This window comes from Spirillospora sp. NPDC052269, from assembly GCF_040679435.1.
GTDB lineage: Bacteria > Actinomycetota > Actinomycetes > Streptosporangiales > Streptosporangiaceae > Spirillospora.
In genome coordinates, this window is record NZ_JBFAUU010000010.1 from 343895 (window position 1) to 362851 (window position 18957).

Consider the following 18957-nt stretch of genomic DNA (forward strand, 5'->3'; position numbering starts at 1 on the left):
CCCCGAGGGAGCACGACCATGACCAAGGCCCCCACCGACCTGGCCGAGGAAGTCCGCGAGCAGGTCAAGGACCGCAAGTCCTACCTGGGCGTCATCGACCGCCTGAACAAGGCGTCGGTGGACAAGCACTGGGAGGCGTACCGGGACATCCCCTGGGACGACCCGGAATTCCGACTCGACCGGAACGACCCGAGGTTCGTGCTGCCGGACTTCGACCGCCTCGGCCGGACCGGGTGGTACCGGTCGCAGCCGCCGGAGATCCAGGCGCAGATCGGGCTCTGGCGTGTCGCGACCGCGATGAAGATCGGCCTGCAGTTCGAGAACCTGCTGAAGCGCGGCCTGCTGAACTTCGCCTACTGGCTGCCGAACGGCCGCCCGGAATTCCGGTACGTCTACCACGAGACGACCGAGGAATGTCATCACGGGATGATGTTCCAGGAGTTCGTGAACCGGACGAAGCTCCCGATCAAGGGCATGCCGAAGTCGCTCACGGTCGTCGCGCAGGCGGCGCCCTGGATCCCGCTGATCAGCACCGAGATGTTCTTCATCTTCGTCCTCGGCGGCGAGGACCCGATCGACTACGTGCAGCGCAAGTCGCTCAAGGGCGGGCACATCAAGCACCCGCTCGAAGAGACGATCATGCGGATCCACATCGCCGAGGAGGCCCGGCACATCTCGTTCGCCCGGCACTACCTCAAGCACCGGATCCCGTCGATGCCGAAGGCGCGCCGCCGCGTCCTCGGCGTCGCGACCCCGATCGTGCTGGGCGTGATGGCGCGGATCATGCTGTCCCCGCCCGGCCCGATGGTGCGGCACTTCGGCATCCCGAAGGACGTCGTCCGCGAGGCGTACCAGAGCCCGATCGCGAAGGCGGAGATCTCCAACTCGGTCGGCAAGATCCGGGACCTGATGTCCGAGCTGAACGTCGTCACCCCGGTGAACAAGCTGATCTGGAAGGCGTTCGGCATCTGGGACGAGCCGGGCCACCGCCGTCCACTGCCGGACGAGCAGCCGTCCCGCCGCGCCGCGAAGGCGTCCTGACCGTGCCGATCGACCAGCCCACCCCCGGCGACCAGCACCGGACGCACACCTCCGGCGCCCCGCACCGGACGGTCACGCCGGCGGCCGGCCCCGGCGGCGCGTACAAGGTCGTCATCATCGGGACGGGCTTCTCCGGCCTGTGCATGGCGATCGGCCTGAAGAAGGCCGGCGTGCACGACTTCGTCATCCTCGAGAAGGCGGACGAGGTCGGCGGCACCTGGCGGGAGAACACCTATCCCGGCTGCGCCTGCGACATCATGTCGCTGCTGTACTCCTACTCGTTCGAGCCGAAGTCCGACTGGTCCCGGATGTTCCCGAGGCAGCGCGAGCTGCTCCAGTACATCAAGGACATCGTCGACAAGTACGACCTGCGGCAGCACATCCGGTTCAACACCGAAGCCGCCGGCGCGGAGTACGACGACGACACCGCCACCTGGCGCGTCCTGGTCGGCGACGGCGGCGAACCCGTCCGCGGACGGGCCCTCGTCTCCGCGATGGGCCCGCTGCACAAGCCGAACATCCCGGATCTCCCTGGCCTGGCGTCCTTCGAGGGCACGGTCTTCCACTCTGCCGAGTGGAACCACGACTACGACCTCACCGGCAAGCGCGTCGCCGTGATCGGGACGGGCGCGTCCGCGATCCAGTTCGTCCCGCGGATCGCCGAGAAGGCCGGGCACACGACGGTGTTCCAGCGGACGCCGCCGTGGATCCTCCCGAAGCCGGACCGTCCGATCACCGGCGTCGAACGCGCGCTGTTCCGGCGCGTCCCGGGCGTCCAGCGGATCTACCGGAACGGGATCTACCTGCTTCAGGAGAGCTTCGTCCTCGGGTTCGAGAACCCGAGGCTGCTCAAGCTCGCCTCGACGCTGGCCAAGGCGCACCTGGCCCGCCAGGTGCCGGATCCCGGCCTGCGCCGCAAGCTCACGCCCGACTACACGATGGGCTGCAAGCGGACGCTCGTGTCCAGCGACTACTACCCGGCGCTGACCCGCCCGAACGTGGAGCTGACCACGTCCGGCGTGCGGGAGGTCCGGCCGCGCTCGATCGTGACGGACGACGGCCGCGAACACGAGGCCGACGCGATCGTCCTCGGCACCGGCTTCCACGTGACCGACGCGTTCGAGCACGCGCACATCGTCGGCCGCGACGGCCTGCGGATCCAGGACGCCTGGCGGGACGGCGTCGAGGCGCACCTGGGCGTCACGGTGGCGGGCTTCCCGAACCTGTTCCTGCTGCTCGGCCCGAACTCCGGACTCGGCCACAACTCGATGATCTTCATCATCGAGGCGCAGGTCCGGCACGTCCTGCAGTGCCTGCGCCTGCTCGGCGCGACCGGCTCGGCGACGATCGCCGTCCGGCGCGGCGCGCAGGACCGCTTCAACGCCTGGGTTCAGCGCCGGTCCGCGGGCGCGGTGTGGGTCGCCGGCGGCTGCACGTCCTGGTACCTCGACCGCGCGGGCGTGAACCGGGCCGCCTGGCCGGCGTCCACCGCGAACTACTGGCTGCGCACCCGCCGGCTGGACCCGGCCTCCTACGAACTCGGCGGCCCCGCCGGCGGCGGCCGGACCGATCCCGGGGGCCGCACGCGGCAGCCCGCGGCGGCTGGCTAGACTGCCCGCACAGCACTATTAAACAGATCATCCAATTAGCGGAGCCGGCCGCCCCCAGGCCGGTTCCGCGGCCCGCACCCCCCGGGCCCCCGAGCCCCCTGACATCGAGCGGAGCAGCGACGATGAGCATTGCGATCGTGACCGGCGGCGCGTCCGGCATCGGACGGGCGATCGCCACCGCCCTGGTGGCCCGCGGCGACACCGTCGTGGTCACCGACATCAACGCCGAGGGCGCCGAGTACGTCGCCGGACGGCTGAACACCCTCGGCCGGGGCAAGGCCGCGGCCGCCCGCCTGGACGTCACCGACGCCGCCGCCGTCGCCGAGCTCTACCAGGGCGTCAAGGCCGAGCACGGCGCCCTCGACCTGGTCTTCAACAACGCCGGCATCGCCATCGGCGGCCTCGCCGAGGAGCTGACCCTCGACCACTGGAACCGGGCGATCGACATCAACCTCAAGGGCGTCGTGCACGGCGTCCACGCGGCCTACCCGATCATGATCGAGCAGGGCTCCGGACACATCGTGAACACCGCCTCGCTCGCCGGTCTCGTCCCGATGCCCATCGGCATCCCCTACACCGCGACCAAGCACGCCGTCGTCGGCCTCTCCCTCGGGCTGCGCGCCGAGGCCGCCACCCGCGGCGTCAAGGTCAGCGTCGTCTGCCCGTCCTTCGTCGACACCCCGCTGCTCACCAACGTCAACCCGGACCTCCCCGCGACCCCGATGTCCGGCGACGCCAAGGCCGACATCCAGAAGGCGTCCCCCCGCCTCTACACCGCCGAGAAGCTCGCCCGCGACATCGTTCGCGGCGTCCGGCGGAACCAGGCCCTCATCGTCGCCCCGGCGTCCGGCCGCGCGGCCTGGCGCGGCGCACGCCTCAACCCCTCTGCCGCCGTCCGCGTGGCCCAGATCGCCGTCAGCCGCATCCGCGCCGCCGACAAGCACTGAACCGCGAGTGCCCGTCCACAACGGACGGGCACTCCACAGGCGTGCTCGCGCGCGCGGGTCGGGACCACCTTCGGGCACCTCACCGGCGTGGGGCGTACTCATGCGCGCGGGTCAGGATTCGGGGGCGTCAGGGGCCAGCGCGTATGCGACGGCCTCCTCCCGGTCGAGGACGGCTCCCGCATCGCGTTCGCGTTCGTAGGCGACGTCGCCGAGCCGGTCGCGGGCCGCGCGTTCGGCCGCGTCGTGAATGTCCCCGAGCGTCAGGACGGACAGACCCGGCGTCGTCGCGGTGTGCAGCACCGCCGCGGCGACGCCGTGCAGGCGGGCCGCGCGCACCGGTCCGCCGAGCGCGACGGCCGCCGCCGCGAGCACCTCCAGTTGCAGCGCCGCGCCCATCGCGTCCTGGAACTCCAGCTTGACCGCGAGGGCGGCGCGCGCCCGTCCGGACGCCTCCTCCGGACGGTCCCTCCGGAGCTCAACCCGCGCCAGGATCCAGTCCAGGTGCGACCACCACCACAGGTCACCGTGCCCCGCGCACAGCTCCACCGCCCGGACGAGCAGGTCGGCGGCCTGGTCCAGCTCGCCGCAGCGGTCGAGCAGCAACCCGATCACCCCGAGCGCGAGCAGCGGGTCCAGATCGTCGGGACGGCCCGCGCGAGCCGCGAGGACATCGTCCAGCGCGCCCCTCAGGACGAGCGCCGCCTCCCGGGCCACACCCGCCACACCCGCCGACGCGGCCGGCGGAGCCGCCAGGTTCCCGCCCGTCCCGATCGAGATGCAAGCGATCACCCGCGCGCGCAGGGCCAGCAGGTGGTCGCCGTGGTCGACGGCCTCCATGCGGGCGGCCTCGGCGGTCTCGGACGCGACCTCGACGTCCGCGCGGGCGAACGCGACCCAGGCCAGGTGGCAGCGGGCGCGGGCCCGTTCGGGACCGGGCGGCGGCTCGTCCGCGAGGAGACGTTCCAGGTGATATCGCCCCTCACGCGTCAACCCGCGGACGATCCAGAGCGGCCACAACGCGGCGGCCAGCTCCAGCGCCGCACGCCGGTCAGCCTCCCCCATCCCCTCATAGGCGAGCGCGGTACGAAAGTTCCCCAGGTCGGCAAGAAGCCCCCGGTACAACGCGAACTGGTGCGCCCCGAACCAGTCGCGGTCGATCCGCCGCGCGACCTCCAGATAGTGGTCACGATGCCGCCGCCGCATCCGCTGCTCCTCGCCGAGCAGCCGCAGCCAGCCGAGCCCGTACTCCCGGACGGTGTCCAGCAGCCGGTACCGCGTCCCGTCGTCGTGATCGCCCAGGTACAGGATGGACTTGTCCACCAGCCCCGCGAGCAGCGCGGACACATCGTCCGCGCGCAGCCGCTCGTCCGCGCACACCGCGCGCACGGCGTCGGCATCGAACCCGTCCTCGAAGACCGAAAGGCGCGCCCACAGCAGCCGTTCGGCCGGGGCGCACAGCTCGTGGCTCCACCCGATCGCGGTGCGCAACGCCTGATGACGGGGCAGACCGGGACGCGCCGCACCCAGCACCGCGAACCGGTCACGCAGCCGTCCGAGCACCTCGTCCAGAGGCATGTCCCGCATCCGGACGGCGGCGAGCTCGATCGCGAACGGAATCCCGTCGAGCCTCCGGCACAACCGCGCCACCTGCCCCGCGTTCCCGGCGGTCAGTGTGAAGCCGGGCGCGGCCTCGGCAGCCCGCATCGTGAACAGCCGAACCGACTCGATCTCCGCGAATCTCCGCAGGTCGGACGGGTGAAACGTCAGGCGCTCGCAGTCCGCCTCACCGGGAACCGGCAGCGGCCGGACGACCAGCCGGTACTCGTCGGGCATCGCGAGCCCCTGCCGCGCGGTCGCGATGAACCGCACGCCGGGCGCGCCCTCCCGGAGCATCCCGATCAGGTCGCCGACCGCCTCACGCAGGTGCTCGCACCCGTCGAGCACGAGCAGCGCCTTCCTGCCGGCGAGGAAGTCGAGCAGCACGTCCGCCTGCGAACGTCCGGGCTGATCGACGACCCCCATGGCCGCCGTGACCCCGTGCGCCAGGAGCGCCGGATGCCGGATCTCGTCGATCCGGACGAACCACGTGCCGTCCGGGAAGGACACCCGCAGCTCCTGCGCCGCGCGCAGCGCCAGCCGCGTCTTCCCGACACCGCCGACCCCGGTGAGAGTCACCGCCCGCCCGTGCCCGATCTGCTCCCGAACGGTGGCGAGCTCCCGCACCCGATCCACCAAGCCGACCCGCACCAGCAACGACCGGTCATCCTGGAACACCGTCACCTCCCGCGACGCGACCCCGCCAACGAACCCCCCACCCGTTATCCCCCCGGCTCCCACCAGAAGCACGGCCTTGGACCGATCCACAGGCCGCCACCTCCGGCCACCTGACCCGCACCCCGCGAACCTCTACCGCGCAGCGCCCAAGGCCCCGCCCCGGCGATGGCGCGAACTCAGCAGCCATCCACAGGTTCACGGGCCAGTTCGCCTGTCCTGTGGTGGGCGGGCACCGAATGCGCCGGGTCGTCACCGCCACACGGAGGCGAGGGCGGAACGGGATCGACGTCGAGGGCCAGCAACGTGGCGTCGTCCTGGAGCCTGCCGCCCGCGTGCGCTTGGAGATCCGCCTCCAGTGCGTCCAGCAGGACGTCCGGATCGGGGTGGACGAGCACGGCGGCGCGTTCCGCGAGCGGATAGAAGCGGCCCGCGGCATCGCGGGATTCGGTCACGCCGTCCGTGTAGAGCAGCAGGTGTCCCCCACTGGACGGCAGCGGAAGCGGGCCGGGCGGGCAGGCGTCGCCCGCGAGCGCGATCAGGCCGAGCGGCGGCGCGGGAGGCAACGCGTCCACGAACGTCGAGGCGCCGTCGAGGGACAGGAGCAACGGCGGTGGATGCCCGCAATTGACCAGTTCCGCCGCGTCCCCATCCGGCGGGATCTGGACGAGCAGTGCGGTGACGAAATCCTCCGCGCCGCCGCGTTGGGCGAGGAAGCCGTCGAGCCGCAGCGCCACGCCGGTGAGCGTCGGCTCGTTGTGCGCCAGCTCGCGGAACGCGCCGAGCACGTCCGCGGCCTGCTCGACCGCCGGCAGGCCCTTGCCGCGCACGTCACCGACGATGATCCGGACGCCGTGCGCGGTCTCCATCACCGCGTACAGGTCGCCGCCGAGTCCGGCCTCCGCCGCGTCCGCGAGGTAGCGGACCCGGGAGCGCACCCTGCCGGCCCGGTACGGCGCGGGACGCAGCACGGCCCGGCGCATCGTGTCGGTGATCGCGCGCAGGTCGGCCTGCGCGTGGTCGCTGCGCTCGCGGCGCCGGGTCGCGACCGCCATCATCGCCGTCGTGCCGAGCACACCGCCGATCACGGCCGCGAACCGCAGCAGGTCGTCGGAGATCATCGACGTCTCGAGGACGCCGAGGGTCGCGAGCGTGGCCGCGCCGGTCACGGCGACGCCCCGCGCCGACGAGGACCGCAGCCCGGCCAGCACCGGCACGGCGATGAACAGGCCGATCAGCGAGCCGCCGTCCGGCAGGCACAGGTCGGCCGCGGCGACGACCAGCAGCGCGGCGAGCGGAAGGCACGCGGCGGGGTCGACGCGATGGTGGTGGTGACGAATCCAGGCCATGGGGAGGGGACGCCGTTCGTCGTGGACGTCATCCGTGAGCCATGCGGTGGCCACGGACCGCTGTCGTCGCCGATTGTAGCCCCACGGACACGAAACGGATCCTTTTCCCTGCAACGAAGGCACATCACTCGGGCGACCGAGTGAGGCCCCATCCCGCACGCGGGAGCCTGCGGAACAGGGCGGTCAACGAATTCACTCAAGGGGACAACACGGACAAGGGCATCGAAGTCCGGGCACGAGGGTCGGTCAGCTCGGCCAGGGAAGCCCCTGACGAAGCACGTCGTATCCGACGAACGTGAACATCCGGACACCGCGCCGCAGGGGCTGGGGCACCCCGGCGAAACGGTGCACGCCCACGCCGTAGCCGCACTCCTCGGGCGGCGAGACCCAGCGCTCCTCGAAGTCGTGCTCGGCGAACCACTTCCTGATCTGCGGGGTGACGTCCGGCGGCTGGCGGTTGCGGGTCCAGACGACGAACGCGCCGGGCGCGCACAGCTGCGGCAGCAGGCCGATGGTCCGCTCGATGTCGACGTCGGCGATGTTGCCGAACACGCCGCACACCAGCACCACGTTCGCCGGGACGGCCCCCGCGTAGGCGTCGGTGCGGGACGCGTCGCCGACGACCGCCGACACCCGTTTGAGCCCGGCGTCGCGAGCGGCCTTCCCGGCCTGGCGGACGTTCGCCGGGTCCAGCTCGACCAGCCGTCCGGCCAGGTCGTCGCGGCGCGGATGGTCGCGCAGGGCGCCGATCAGATCGCGGCCCTGGCCGGCGCATAAGCTGACCGCCCGGATCCGTCCCGGCGGCGCGGCGTCCACGGCCTCGCGCAGACGCTGCTGGACGGTCCACAGTCGCCGCGAAAGCGCCGACCCGGGCTCGTCGTAAGCGTCATGCCAAGCCGTCCAGTCACGTCCGACCGGTTGGTTGCATTGCTCCATGCGCAGCAATGTAGACGTAGCGTGATCCCTGGGTCGCGGAACGGAACCGGGTGGCCGATCCCGGACTTCCGCTATCCCTCCGGATCCGGAACATGCTCGGGTGCGGACTCCGGCGGCAGCTTCGGGTAGTGCAGGTCGAACGCGGGACGCTCCGAACGGATCCGCGGGATCGCCTTGAAGTTGTGCCGCGGCGGAGGGCACGACGTGGCCCACTCCAGGGAGTTGCCGTACCCCCAGGGATCGTCCGCCTCGACACGTTTCCCATGCCTCCAGGTGATGTAGACGTTGTAGAGGAAGAACAGGGTGGACGCGCCGAGCAGGAACGCGCCGACGCTCGAGACGCGGTTCAGCCCGGTGAACTCCTTGGGGTAGTCCGCGTACCGGCGGGGCATGCCCTCCGCGCCCAGCCAGTGCTGGATGAGGAAGGTGGTGTGGAAGCCGACGAACAGCGTCCAGAAGTGGATCTTGCCGAGGGTCTCGTTCAGCATCGTCCCGGTGAACTTCGGCCACCAGTAGTAGAAGCCGCCGAACATCGCGAACACGACCGTCCCGAACACCACGTAGTGGAAGTGCGCGACGACGAAGTAGGAGTCCTGGAGCTGGAAGTCCAGCGGCGGCGAGGCCAGGATGATCCCGGTCAGCCCGCCGAACAGGAACGTCACCAGGAACCCGATCGCCCAGAGCATGGGCGTCTCGAAGGTGAGGTGGCCCCGCCACATCGTCCCGACCCAGTTGAAGAACTTCACCCCGGTCGGCACCGCGATCAGGTACGTCATGAACGAGAAGAACGGCAGCAGGACCTGCCCCGTGGTGAACATGTGGTGCGCCCACACCGCCATCGAGAGGCCCGCGATGCCGATCGTCGCGGCGACCATCCCGAAGTAGCCGAACAGCGGCTTGCGGCTGAACACCGGGATGATCTCGGTGATGATCCCGAAGAACGGCAGCGCGATGATGTACACCTCGGGATGACCGAAGAACCAGAACAGGTGCTGCCAGGTCAGCGCCCCGCCGACGTCCGCGTCGAACACGTGCGCGCCGAACCGCCGGTCGGCCTCCAGCACCAGCAGCGCCGCCGCCAGCACCGGGAACGCCAGCAGGACGAGCAGGCTGGTCAGCAGGGTGTTCCAGGTGAAGATCGGCAGCCGGAACATGGTCATCCCGGGCGCGCGCATCCCGATGATCGTGGTGATGAAGTTGACCGCGCCGAGGATCGTGCCGAACCCGGACAGCGCCAACCCCATGATCCACATGTCGCCGCCGACGCCCGGCGACCGGATCGAACTGGTCAGCGGCGAGTACGCGGTCCAGCCGAACGCGGCCGACCCGCCCGGCGTCACGAACGACAGCATCACGATGATCCCGCCGAACAGGAAGAACCAGTAGCTCAGCATGTTCATCCGCGGGAACGCCACGTCCGGCGCGCCGATCTGCAGCGGCATGATCTCGTTCGCGAACCCCACGAACAGCGGCGTCGCGAACAGCAGCAGCATGACCGTGCCGTGCATCGTGAACAGCTGGTTGTACTGCTCGTTGCTGACGATCTGCTGCCCGGGCGAGAACAGCTCCGCCCGCATCACCATCGCCATCAGCCCGGCGAGGAGGAAGAACGCGAACGAGGTGATGAGGTAGAGATGCCCGATCACCTTGTGGTCGGTGGTCGTGATCCAGGACACCAGGACCGATCCCCGGGTGCGCCGCCGCGCTGGCGCCTCGGGAAGGGGGCGGCCGAGTAGGACCATGCCTTACTCCCTTGGGACGGGGGTGTCCTCAACTATTCGCCGGTCTCCCGTGAGACGCAAGACACACCGCTTCACCGCGACCTCCTAGGCTGGTGTGCGTGGAGCGGATATTGGTGAGTTCCTGCTTGATGGGCAGGCCCGTGCGTTATGACGCCACGGCCAAGCCCGTAACGGACGACCCTTTCGAGCGCTGGCGCGCCGAGGGCCGTCTCGTCTCTGTCTGCCCCGAGGTCTCCGGCGGACTCCCCGTCCCTCGCCCTCCGGCCGAACTCGCCCCCGCCGGGCCTTTCCTCGCCCTCACTCCCGTCGGCCGCGATGCCGCAGGCCACACGCAGGCCGACGCAACCGCCACAAGTGACTCACCCCTCGTCCCGAAGACCACACCCACCCGAGAAGGCCGGACGGGCGACCGTCCCGCCGCCGCGAACACCGTGGTCTCCGGCCAGGAGCCGACCGTTCCGGCCCCCGAGGCACGGATCGTGACCGACACTGGTGAGGACGTCACGGACGAGTTCATGCGAGGGGCCCGAATCGCCCTCGAAACCGCACGCCGGGCCGGGATCCGGATCGCGATCCTGAAGGAGTCGAGCCCGTCCTGCGGAAGCCACCGCGTCTACGACGGCACCTTCTCCGGCACCCAAGTACCCGGGACGGGCGTCACGGCGGCCCTGCTGACCTCGGCCGGAATCGGGGTATTCAGCGAGGAAGAACTTCCTGAAGCCGCCGCCTACCTGGCCGAACTCGAATCCTGAGGCTCAGATGCGCATCGCTCTCGTCGACTCCGGCTTCGGCCTGCTCGCCGCCGCCGCCGCGGTCCGCCGCGTCCGCCCGGACGCCGACCTGGTCCTCTCCTGGGACCCGGACGGCGCCCCCTGGGGCCCGCGCCCGCCGGAGGAGATCACCGAACGGGCGCTGGCCTGCGCGGGGGCGGCCGCCGCCACCGAGCCGGACGCGCTGATCGTCGCCTGCAACACCGCGACCGTGCACGCCCTCCCGACCCTGCGCCTGGCGTTCGAACCCGCCGTCCCCGTGATCGGCACCGTCCCGGCGATCAAGCCCGCCGCCGCGGCGGGCGGACCGGTGGCGGTATGGGCCACCGTCGCCACCACGCACAGCGCCTACCAGGCCGACCTGATCCGCCGCTTCGCCCCGGACGTCCCCGTCCACCGCGTCGCCTGCCCCGGCCTGGCCGACGCCGTCGACTCCGGTGACCCGCACCGCCTGCGAACCGCGATCGACACCGCCGTCCGCGCCACCCCTGACGGCATCAAGCACGTCGTCCTGGGCTGCACCCACTACGAACTGATCGCCCCCCAGATCTCCGCCGCCTTCCCCGCCTCCCCGGGCCTGTTCAGCTCCGCGACCGCCCTGGCCACCCAGACCCTCCGCCGCCTCGAGGAGTCCCCCACCCCGGAGGCCGCCCCCACCGGCACCCTCACCGTCTTCCAGAGCGGCCGCCAAACCGACCTCCCCCCGATCGCCCAGCGCTACTGGAACGCCCTCCACCCCTCCCCCGTCTCCTGACCCGGAGCCGCCCACGCAGTCCCTGCCGGAGGGATGGTCGGAACACCGCGGAAGGGGCCGCAGGGCATCACCCCTGATCGTTCGGATGGCAGTCACCCTCTGACTACGGCTGCGAGATGCGCGCAAGACTCCGGCCGCCCATGACGTCCAACCCACACCCGTAGACCCAGGCGAGAGACAGAAACCGCCGTCACTCAGACGGCAAATCCGCATTTCACCCCCAACGACCACCGCGCAATCCACAAGAACAGCCCGCCGCCGACACCCCCGCCGTCACCAGAACCAGGACCGACCCCGGAGCCAAAACCAAGGCCGAAGCCGGGGCCGGAGCCGGGCCGAGGCCGGGGCCGAAGCCGGGGCCAGGGCCGGGCCGAGGCCGGAGCCGAAGCCGAAGCCGGGGCCGGAGCCGGGGCCGAGGCCGAGGCCGAGGCCGAGGCCGGGGCCGAAGCCGAAGCCGGAACCGGAACCGGAGCCGAGGCCGGGGCCGGGGCCGAGGCCGGGGCTGAGGCCGGGACCGGGGCCAGGGCCGGGGCCGAGGCCGAAGCCGAAGCCGAAGCCGGGGCCGGGGCCGAGGCCGAAGCCGGGACCGGGGCCGAAGCCGGGGCCGGGGCCGAAGCCGGGACCGGGGCCGGGGCCGAAGCCGGGACCGGGGCCGAGGCCGGGACCGGGGCCGAGGCCGGGGCCGAGGCCGGGGCCGAGGCCGGGGCCGAGGCCGAGGCGAAGCCGGAGCCGAGGCCGAAGCCGGAGCCGAGGCCGAGGCGAAGCCGGGGCCGAGGCCGAGGCGAAGCCGGGGCCGAGGCCGGGGCCGAGGCCGAGGCCGGGGCCAGGGCCGGAGCCGAGGTCGTTGCCGTGTTGGCTGGGCAGCTGCTCCGCAAGTCCGCGCCAGGGTTCGTCCCCGAACACTGCGGTTGTGTGAGGAACAGCGGAGAGTCGCCTGTATCAGGCGTCCTACGAGATCCCCGGCGCAACTCACCACCATGCCGCTGCCCTGCTCTCCGGCAGAGGCCGACTCGCACGGGCGGGACACGCTCCGATGCGTCCCGCATCTGACGAGGCCACTGATGGGCCGGCCTTGACGATCTCCTACCTTCACGGCTCTACCAGGGCATTTGACCTTAACCACGGTTGAGCTGGTGGGCTGTTCGCCGTCTGCTCAGGACCAGAGAAAGCGAACCCGATGGCGAAGAGAACGGACCGCACGGCCACCGAGCTCACTCCGCATCCGGCCCCGGCCCCGGCGGATCGGCCGTCGCCGCTGACGCTTCCGGTGGTCATGGCCGGTGTCGTCCTGGTGGCGATGTCCATCTCGGGGACCGCGGTGGCGCTGCCGAGCATCGGTCGTGATCTCGACACCTCCGGGTCCCCCTTGAACTGGGTCGTCGCCGGATACAACCTGGCCTTCGCGGCAATGACGCTGATCGCGGGTTCGGCCGCCGACCGGATCGGCCGCCGACGGGTGTTCGTCGCCTCGGCGCTGGTCTTCGCGGCCGGATTCCTCGGGACGGTGCTGAGCCCGGCGATCGTCGTCACCGACATCGCCCGCGTCGTCTCCGGCATCGGCGGCGCCGGGGTCATGGCAGCCGGCGGCGCCATCCTCGCCTCCAGCTATGCCGGCGCGGCTCGCAATCGCGCCTTCGCCTTGATGGGCACCATGGCCGGGGTCGGGATCGCCATCGGCCCCACCTTGTCGGGCCTGCTGATCACCACCGCCGGATGGCGCGGGAGTTTCGCGGTCTTCACCGTCGTCGGCCTGCTGGTCGCCGCGTGCGGCACCCGCGCCCGCGAGTCCCGTGCACCCGGCACCGACAGGCTCGACTGGGCGGGCAGCGTCCTGTTCGTCGCCGCACTGACACTCCTGATGTTCGCGCTCCTGGAAGCGCCCGGGCTCGGCTGGGCGCACCCGGTCGTCCTGTTCACCGCGATCGCGGGCCTGGTCGTGTTGGTCGTCTTCGGCATCCTCCAGCGGCGCAGCGCAGCTCCGCTTCTGGCGCCGGCCCTGGTCGCCCATCGCGGGTTCCTGGGCTGGAGTCTCGCGACCCTGACCACCTCCATCGGCTTCCTCGGCGTCCTGGTCTTCCTCCCCACCTACCTGCAGGCGGCGGCCGGGCTCTCCCCTGCGGCCGCGGGGGCGACGATGCTGCTGCTGACCGCACCGGTACTGATCACGCCGTTGGTCGCCGTGGCCCTGGTGAACAAGGGTGTTCCGGCGCGTCTGCTGATCTCGATCGCGCTCGTACTGGTCGCGGCCGGGAATCTGTGGCTGGTGACGTTGAACGCCGACGACGCGATCGCGGCCGTCGCGGCGCCGCTGGTCATGATCGGTGTCGGCATGGGGGTGTCCTTCGGCATCACCGACGGGCAGGCCATGGCCCTGGTCCCCGCGGACGCCGTCGGCATGGCGGCCGGTTTCCTCAACACCCTGCGGGGAGCGGCCGAGGCCCTGGTGATCGCCGCCTACAGTGCTTCTCTCATCGGCCTCCTCGCGGCCAGGTTCGGCGACACCACCCGCGCCGCCGCAGTCGGCGCCGGACGCCTCACCAGCGGAGCCGAGAACATGGAACTCGACGCCTTCACCTGGTCCTGGCAGCTGACTCAGCTCGGTGTCGGCCTTCTCTGCCTGGTCCTGTCGACCGTGGTGGCCGTCCTGATCCACCGCCCCGCCGCGACGTCCCGCCGTACTTCCTGACGCCCAACGCCCCGTACCGACCAAGGAGCAGTTCGTGCACGTCGATCCTGACGACCATCTCACGATCGGTGAGGTCATCCGCCGGACTGGCGTGCCCGCCTCCGCCCTGCACTTCTACGAACGCAAGGGCCTGATCTTCAGCGAACGCACCGGCGCCAATCAGCGGGCCTTCCCCCGGCACATGCTCCGCCGGATCTCCTTGATCATCATGGCCAAGCGCCTCCACATCCCGCTGTCGGACGTCGCCGAGGTCTTCGCCGGCCTCCCCACCGATCGCGCCCCCACCCACAAGGACTGGCAGCGGGTCTCCCGGCACTGGAAGAGGCAACTGGAGGAGCGCCGCCGCGTCATCGAGAGGCTCGAGCGCGAGCTCACCGGCTGCATCGGCTGCGGCTGCCTGTCGATGAAGGCGTGCCTGCTCCTCAACCCGGACGACACCCTCGGGGACCACGGCCCGGGACCAGTCCGACTCCAACAACCCTGACCGTCCAACAAGCTGGTGCGGCTTGTGCGGCCGGCTCTGGTTGGTTGACATGGCGAGCAATCACTTTGGGGTGATTTGCGGGGTCGTTGGCACCGGATCGCCTGGTGGACCGGGTTTGGCCGGGCCGAGATCGCCGCCTCGGAGGGGTTGGGAACGGCTCGACTGGCGCGTGACGATGCCGGGACCGTAGTGGGCCAGGGCCTTGGCCGCCTCGGCGGGGTGATCGGTATCGACCTGGATGCGGCCGTCCGGGAGGGGGCCGACGCCGTAGATCTCAAAGGTGGGGTGTTTGGGCTGGGCCACGATCTGCGTGACGATGCGACCCGCGTCGGTCTCGTTGCGGTAGGCGCCGCGGATCTCCACGGTCACATCATGGACGGCGCCGCAGACGGCCGTGTCCAGGCGGTCGTTCGGGAGCCGGTAGACGGTGACCTTGCGCCAGGTGTTGTCGATGGCGACACCGGCATATGAGCGCTCGAGCGTGCCAGGGGTGCGTCCGCCCTTGGTGACCTCCTTGCCGCCACCGATGACGTTCTCGATGGTGCGGGCGGCGCGGTCAAGAGCGCCCTGGTCCGGAGGCCCGGAACTATCGGCCTCGGGGGTGGACGGAGTGGTCACTCGTGGAGCGCCGCAGTACTTCGGGGGCGCGTTGACCCAGGACGGTGGCGCGGCGGCGACCATGATGTCCGGGGAGGTGGAGCCCGTCGTGCCTCCGGGATGCCCGGCCGGGCGGGTCGCCGCCCAGATCTGCGGGATCCCCACGGCGGTCGCGGCCGCCGCACCGGCCACCACGACGAGCGTCGTGTTCCGAGCGCGCCTGCGCCGCCGAACCCGCCCGGTCAGTTCTTCCGAGCCGACCGACAGGGGGTGCGCCTCGTCCGCCAGATCCGCGATGCGGCGGGCCAGCATCTCTTCGAGCTTCGACTCCATTGCCCTCTCCTACTTCCTCGCCGCCGGACGGGGTCGCGCGTCCGTCCCGCGCACGGCCACCGCCGTCCGTCCCTCGTCCGCGTCCTCGCCGTCGCCCAGCAGTTCGGCCAGGCGCTGGTGCGCCTCGCTCAGATAGCGCTTGACCGAGCCCTCGCGGCAGCCCAACTCGGCTGCGATCTGGGCGACGGTCAGATCCTCGTAGTAGCGCAGCACCGCGCACGCGCGCTGTCTCGGCGACAGCCGCGCCAGTGCCGCACGCACGTCCGCGTTCACCACGACCTGGCCGGACGCGTCGGGCACATAGTCCCGACGGTGCAGCAGGGGACTCACCCGCCTCCAGACCCGTCCGCTGCGTTTCGCGTCCAGGAATCGGTTGAGCATGATGCGCCGGACATATCCCTCGGCCTCGTCCTCCGTCCGATGACCGGGCCGAGCGAACGCGCGCACCAGTGCCTCCTGCACCAGGTCGTCCGCCTCGGCATCGTCACCGCACAAGAGGAACGCGTACCGCTTCAACGCCGCGCCCCGCCGATCCGCGAGCGCGGCCATGGTCTGAGCCCAGACAGCCATGCACCCTCCGCCTCAACGTCGTCACCCTGAAAAACGGCTGACAGGCACGGAACGTTGGGGTGCATCCGCGAATTTGTTCTCCCCGATCACGCAGAGCGCGCGACGAACCTCCGTTTCGCCTGGTCAGGGAGATCCTCCTGCAGGAGCGTCGAAAACCCGGCGGGCAGGAGGGACGCCGGTTCGCCTTCGCCGAGACACCACTCAGACGGCAGACCGGGGCGGCGATGCCGGGCCTCGTCGGTAAACGCCTCCCACAGGACGAGCCCGCCCGGCCGGACGGCTTCGACCGCAGGCTTGAAGACCCTCTCGTCCCAGAAGCCGGCACACAGCACGACGGCGTACTCGTCACCGACGGACGGCCGCCACGTCACGAGGTCAGCCTGGACGAGCGTGATCAGTCCGCCCAGATCCCGCCGTCGCGCCTCATCGCGCAACAACCCCAACGCGACCTCGGACACGTCGACGGCCGTCACCGCCCGGCCCTCCGCCGCGAACCGCAGCGCGCTCCCCGAAGGGCCGCAGGCCAGATCCAGCACAGGCCCGTCCGGAAGATCCGCCGAAAGCGCCCACTCCACAAGCTGATGCGGCGCGAACCTCGGCTCGTCGGCAGCCTCGTACTTGGCGTTCCACCGCACCCGGTCAGGATGCGCCGACGGCTCCCCGTCCCCCATCAGTACTTGGGGGGACGTCGGAGCAGCCATTTGAGGAACCCGCGCCGCGGTGGCCTCACCAGAATGGACCCGCTCCGCACCGAGCCGACGATCTCCACCCGGAGGAACGTCTCCGGGGCCGCCCCCTTGGCCGCCCGTGGAACGCGGACCTTCACCGATCCGCTTTTGACTCCGACCTCGTCGGCGTCCACGACGATGCCGGGACGAGTCACGATCCTCAGACTGCCACTCTTGACCTCGGCGGCGATCCGGAGGACGCCGTGGGTGATGACGGCGGACGTCAGATCCAGCTTCACACTGCCGCTGCGAACGGAAATGTCCATCGCCCGCGGTACCACCCACTCACCTTCGCGCGATGTGCTGCTGCTGCCGACCTCGATCCGCACGAGATCCTTGGCCTTGGCCGCCGGGACAGGCCCAGCCTCGGCGCGGGGTGCGGGAAGGTCCGTCACCAGAACCGCGAGATCGGACTCGGTGCGCGCCGTGAGCGCCTTCTCGAGACGCTCTCCCAGCTCCTCAAGCGTCAGGCGGCCATCCCCGGCGGCGACCCTCAACTGCTCGGCCACCCGATCCCGGTCCTCATGCGAGGCCCTCAGCTCGGGACGCCGCTCCGGCAGGCTCTCCTCCGTCATACGAAGAACAGTATTCGTTCCGTCCCTTCGAAAGCAGCGCTTCGTTCGAGAGCAACCCGTCACGCATCCACGCGTCCGCTCGAACCGCCGGCAAGCTCAGACAGGCCGACCGATCACCGACACCGGACACTCGAGCCACAACCAGTCCCCAGAGGCCAAGGTCCCCGCCCCTGCGGACACCCGCGACCTCGCACCTTCGCCAGGCGCCGTCCAGGGATCTCCAGAGGGCACCACCCGGCTTGCCAACCCGGACTGTGCCTGAGGCATGGAGCTTCCGGCGAGCCGCACGGATTGACCCCATTCCCGGAAGCGGCCGCGACCACCCGGTGAGCATGACCAGCACTCGAAGTCGTAGAAGAACCCTTACCTTGGTCGCCCCGGATCGGAACGTGGAGCAGGGCAGACAAGGCGATCGACCCGACAACCAGCATGCCGAGATCGGTGACCAGCTGACGCTTCCTTCGGGCTGCGCCTATCCCCACCACAGACAAGCAACGAAGCTTCGCGCCTACCTTCCTCTTGAGGACGATTCGGCCACCACCATCTCGGCCTACGTCGCCACCAGGACGCAGGCGCAGACGAGTACGTCGCCGCCCCGCCTAGCAAACAGCCCGCCCCAAAGCGGGCCTCGCAGTGGAGGGCACCATCACCCCGCGACGGCAACGACATGGCGAAGGCCCTGCCCCCACTACCTCGAATGGTGATGCCAGGACTGGAACATCGCCTATACGACCTCCACGCGTCCCGATTCGAACTCAAGAGGACTTGGCCTACATCACCTTGCTCGGACTCATCTCCGCACTCGCCCCCGGCATCCGCTACGACCTGTGTGACGCCGAGGACGAGAGCGGCGAAGCCACCCTGTGGCTGCGTGAATCCCACCGCGGCTCGCGTGGGTTCGGCTCCTGGGCGACCGTCGAGTACACGCCGAACTCCACCGAATACGAGGTCACCACCTACGGCGATCGTGACCTGTGGGCCGAGGCGTCCAACGCCTGGCTGTACTGGTGTTCCCTCGGTCAGCCTGCCCGGGACCGTTTCGGTCTGACAGTCTCCGCCACCGGCCAGTCCGTCTGGCTGGACGTGCCGGCCAACATCATCGCCTGAACAGGAAAAGACCTCTGAAAGCAAAAAGGGCCCCGCCATGAATATGGCGGGGCCCTTGAAAAGTGGTGAGGCCCGCCACATTGTGGCGGGCCTCACTCAATATAAGTCCGGCGGCGTCCTACTCTCCCACACAGTCTCCCATGCAGTACCATCGGCGCTGAGGGGCTTAACTACCGGGTTCGGGATGGGACCGGGTGTTTCCCCCTCGCCATAACCACCGAACGATCAACGCACAACCCGCAAGCGGGCCGGCAAGTCTCGTCCGAGCCGTTAAAGCTCAGCATTCAGTTTTGTACGGTTCGACCAGGATTGTTTTCTGGGAACCACACAGGGACGCGAACATCTCGAACAGCAGCGATCAATTTGAACGTTCAGTGTGTTCAAGCCACTCGGCCTATTAGTACCGGTCGACTCCACACGTTACCGTGCTTCCATCCCCGGCCTATCAACCCAATCG

General features: G+C 70.4%; 17 protein-coding genes and 2 rRNA genes. 8 read left to right on the plus strand and 11 right to left on the minus strand.

Annotated elements, in window-relative coordinates; all coding sequences use genetic code 11:
* Positions 1-18 precede the first annotated feature (18 nt).
* The 3 genes from AB0L06_RS23455 (at position 19) to AB0L06_RS23465 (ending at position 3598) form a co-directional block, all read left to right on the plus strand.
* The gene (locus AB0L06_RS23455) at positions 19-1041 is read left to right on the plus strand and encodes an AurF N-oxygenase family protein (protein ID WP_500233198.1); all 1023 of its coding nucleotides are present in this window, start codon (positions 19-21) and stop codon (positions 1039-1041) included.
* Between the two features lie 113 nt (positions 1042-1154).
* Complete coding sequence (locus AB0L06_RS23460; RefSeq protein WP_500233222.1) at positions 1155-2651, plus strand: flavin-containing monooxygenase; 1497 nt, start codon at positions 1155-1157, stop codon at positions 2649-2651.
* 122 nt (positions 2652-2773) lie between these two features.
* Positions 2774-3598: an SDR family NAD(P)-dependent oxidoreductase gene (locus tag AB0L06_RS23465; RefSeq protein WP_500233199.1), complete on the plus strand. Its 825-nt coding sequence runs from the start codon at positions 2774-2776 to the stop codon at positions 3596-3598.
* A gap of 111 nt (positions 3599-3709) precedes the next feature.
* Here the strand turns inward: AB0L06_RS23465 and AB0L06_RS23470 are convergent, their stop codons facing one another.
* From AB0L06_RS23470 to ctaD, 4 genes are all read right to left on the minus strand, one after another.
* On the minus strand, positions 3710-5872 hold the full coding sequence (locus tag AB0L06_RS23470; RefSeq protein ID WP_500233200.1) for an ATP-binding protein: 2163 nt from the start codon (positions 5870-5872) through the stop codon (positions 3710-3712).
* A 176-nt stretch (positions 5873-6048) separates the two neighbouring features.
* Positions 6049-7218: a PP2C family protein-serine/threonine phosphatase gene (locus tag AB0L06_RS23475; protein ID WP_500233201.1), complete on the minus strand. Its 1170-nt coding sequence runs from the start codon at positions 7216-7218 to the stop codon at positions 6049-6051.
* 246 nt (positions 7219-7464) lie between these two features.
* Entirely contained in the window at positions 7465-8154 is a 690-nt protein-coding gene (locus AB0L06_RS23480) for a class I SAM-dependent methyltransferase family protein (protein ID WP_500233202.1), read from the minus strand.
* 71 nt (positions 8155-8225) lie between these two features.
* Positions 8226-9896, minus strand: a complete 1671-nt coding sequence (gene ctaD / locus AB0L06_RS23485; protein WP_500233203.1) for an aa3-type cytochrome oxidase subunit I — start codon at positions 9894-9896, stop codon at positions 8226-8228.
* 113 nt (positions 9897-10009) lie between these two features.
* Here ctaD and AB0L06_RS23490 point away from each other — a divergent pair, with 113 nt between their 5' ends.
* Both AB0L06_RS23490 and AB0L06_RS23495 read left to right on the plus strand, forming a co-directional pair.
* A complete protein-coding gene (locus AB0L06_RS23490; protein WP_500233204.1) occupies positions 10010-10648 on the plus strand; it encodes a 2-thiouracil desulfurase family protein in 639 nt (212 codons plus the stop codon).
* A 7-nt stretch (positions 10649-10655) separates the two neighbouring features.
* The gene (locus AB0L06_RS23495; RefSeq protein WP_500233205.1) at positions 10656-11420 is read left to right on the plus strand and encodes a glutamate racemase; all 765 of its coding nucleotides are present in this window, start codon (positions 10656-10658) and stop codon (positions 11418-11420) included.
* A gap of 273 nt (positions 11421-11693) precedes the next feature.
* Here the strand turns inward: AB0L06_RS23495 and AB0L06_RS23500 are convergent, their stop codons facing one another.
* The gene (locus AB0L06_RS23500) at positions 11694-12323 is read right to left on the minus strand and encodes a hypothetical protein (RefSeq protein WP_500233206.1); all 630 of its coding nucleotides are present in this window, start codon (positions 12321-12323) and stop codon (positions 11694-11696) included.
* Between the two features lie 274 nt (positions 12324-12597).
* On the opposite strand from AB0L06_RS23500, the gene AB0L06_RS23505 reads away from it, so the two are divergent.
* On the plus strand, positions 12598-14106 hold the full coding sequence (locus AB0L06_RS23505) for an MFS transporter (protein ID WP_500233207.1): 1509 nt from the start codon (positions 12598-12600) through the stop codon (positions 14104-14106).
* Between the two features lie 34 nt (positions 14107-14140).
* Complete coding sequence (gene soxR / locus AB0L06_RS23510) at positions 14141-14590, plus strand: redox-sensitive transcriptional activator SoxR (RefSeq protein ID WP_500233208.1); 450 nt, start codon at positions 14141-14143, stop codon at positions 14588-14590.
* A 60-nt stretch (positions 14591-14650) separates the two neighbouring features.
* On the opposite strand, the gene AB0L06_RS23515 is transcribed toward soxR, so the two are convergent.
* The 4 genes from AB0L06_RS23515 to AB0L06_RS23530 form a co-directional block, all read right to left on the minus strand.
* Positions 14651-15520 (minus strand): hypothetical protein, encoded by an 870-nt coding sequence (locus tag AB0L06_RS23515; protein ID WP_500233209.1) that lies wholly within the window; start codon positions 15518-15520, stop codon positions 14651-14653.
* Between the two features lie 9 nt (positions 15521-15529).
* On the minus strand, positions 15530-16090 hold the full coding sequence (locus AB0L06_RS23520) for an RNA polymerase sigma factor (protein WP_500233210.1): 561 nt from the start codon (positions 16088-16090) through the stop codon (positions 15530-15532).
* Between the two features lie 86 nt (positions 16091-16176).
* The gene (locus tag AB0L06_RS23525) at positions 16177-16725 is read right to left on the minus strand and encodes a class I SAM-dependent methyltransferase (RefSeq protein ID WP_500233211.1); all 549 of its coding nucleotides are present in this window, start codon (positions 16723-16725) and stop codon (positions 16177-16179) included.
* Positions 16726-16760: 35 nt separating this feature from the next.
* On the minus strand, positions 16761-17393 hold the full coding sequence (locus AB0L06_RS23530; protein ID WP_500233212.1) for a DUF1707 SHOCT-like domain-containing protein: 633 nt from the start codon (positions 17391-17393) through the stop codon (positions 16761-16763).
* A gap of 765 nt (positions 17394-18158) precedes the next feature.
* Here AB0L06_RS23530 and AB0L06_RS23535 point away from each other — a divergent pair.
* On the plus strand, positions 18159-18500 hold the full coding sequence (locus AB0L06_RS23535) for a hypothetical protein (RefSeq protein ID WP_500233213.1): 342 nt from the start codon (positions 18159-18161) through the stop codon (positions 18498-18500).
* Between the two features lie 105 nt (positions 18501-18605).
* On the opposite strand, the gene rrf is transcribed toward AB0L06_RS23535, so the two are convergent.
* Both rrf and AB0L06_RS23545 read right to left on the minus strand, forming a co-directional pair.
* Positions 18606-18722 (minus strand): 5S ribosomal RNA (rrf, locus tag AB0L06_RS23540).
* 154 nt (positions 18723-18876) lie between these two features.
* Positions 18877-18957, minus strand: a 23S ribosomal RNA gene (locus tag AB0L06_RS23545); the annotation flags it as partial.

Excerpts from the sequence above, each read along its gene's own strand:
- AB0L06_RS23475 (WP_500233201.1), bottom strand. The coding sequence starts at position 7,218 with ATGGCCTGGATTCGTCACCACCACCATCGCGTCGACCCCGCCGCGTGC.
- AB0L06_RS23480 (WP_500233202.1), bottom strand. The coding sequence starts at position 8,154 with ATGGAGCAATGCAACCAACCGGTCGGACGTGACTGGACGGCTTGGCAT.
- AB0L06_RS23465 (WP_500233199.1), top strand. The coding sequence starts at position 2,774 with ATGAGCATTGCGATCGTGACCGGCGGCGCGTCCGGCATCGGACGGGCG.
- AB0L06_RS23505 (WP_500233207.1), top strand. The coding sequence starts at position 12,598 with ATGGCGAAGAGAACGGACCGCACGGCCACCGAGCTCACTCCGCATCCG.
- AB0L06_RS23515 (WP_500233209.1), bottom strand. The coding sequence starts at position 15,520 with ATGGAGTCGAAGCTCGAAGAGATGCTGGCCCGCCGCATCGCGGATCTG.
- AB0L06_RS23455 (WP_500233198.1), top strand. The coding sequence starts at position 19 with ATGACCAAGGCCCCCACCGACCTGGCCGAGGAAGTCCGCGAGCAGGTC.
- AB0L06_RS23495 (WP_500233205.1), top strand. The coding sequence starts at position 10,656 with ATGCGCATCGCTCTCGTCGACTCCGGCTTCGGCCTGCTCGCCGCCGCC.
- AB0L06_RS23520 (WP_500233210.1), bottom strand. The coding sequence starts at position 16,090 with ATGGCTGTCTGGGCTCAGACCATGGCCGCGCTCGCGGATCGGCGGGGC.
- AB0L06_RS23530 (WP_500233212.1), bottom strand. The coding sequence starts at position 17,393 with ATGACGGAGGAGAGCCTGCCGGAGCGGCGTCCCGAGCTGAGGGCCTCG.
- ctaD (WP_500233203.1), bottom strand. The coding sequence starts at position 9,896 with ATGGTCCTACTCGGCCGCCCCCTTCCCGAGGCGCCAGCGCGGCGGCGC.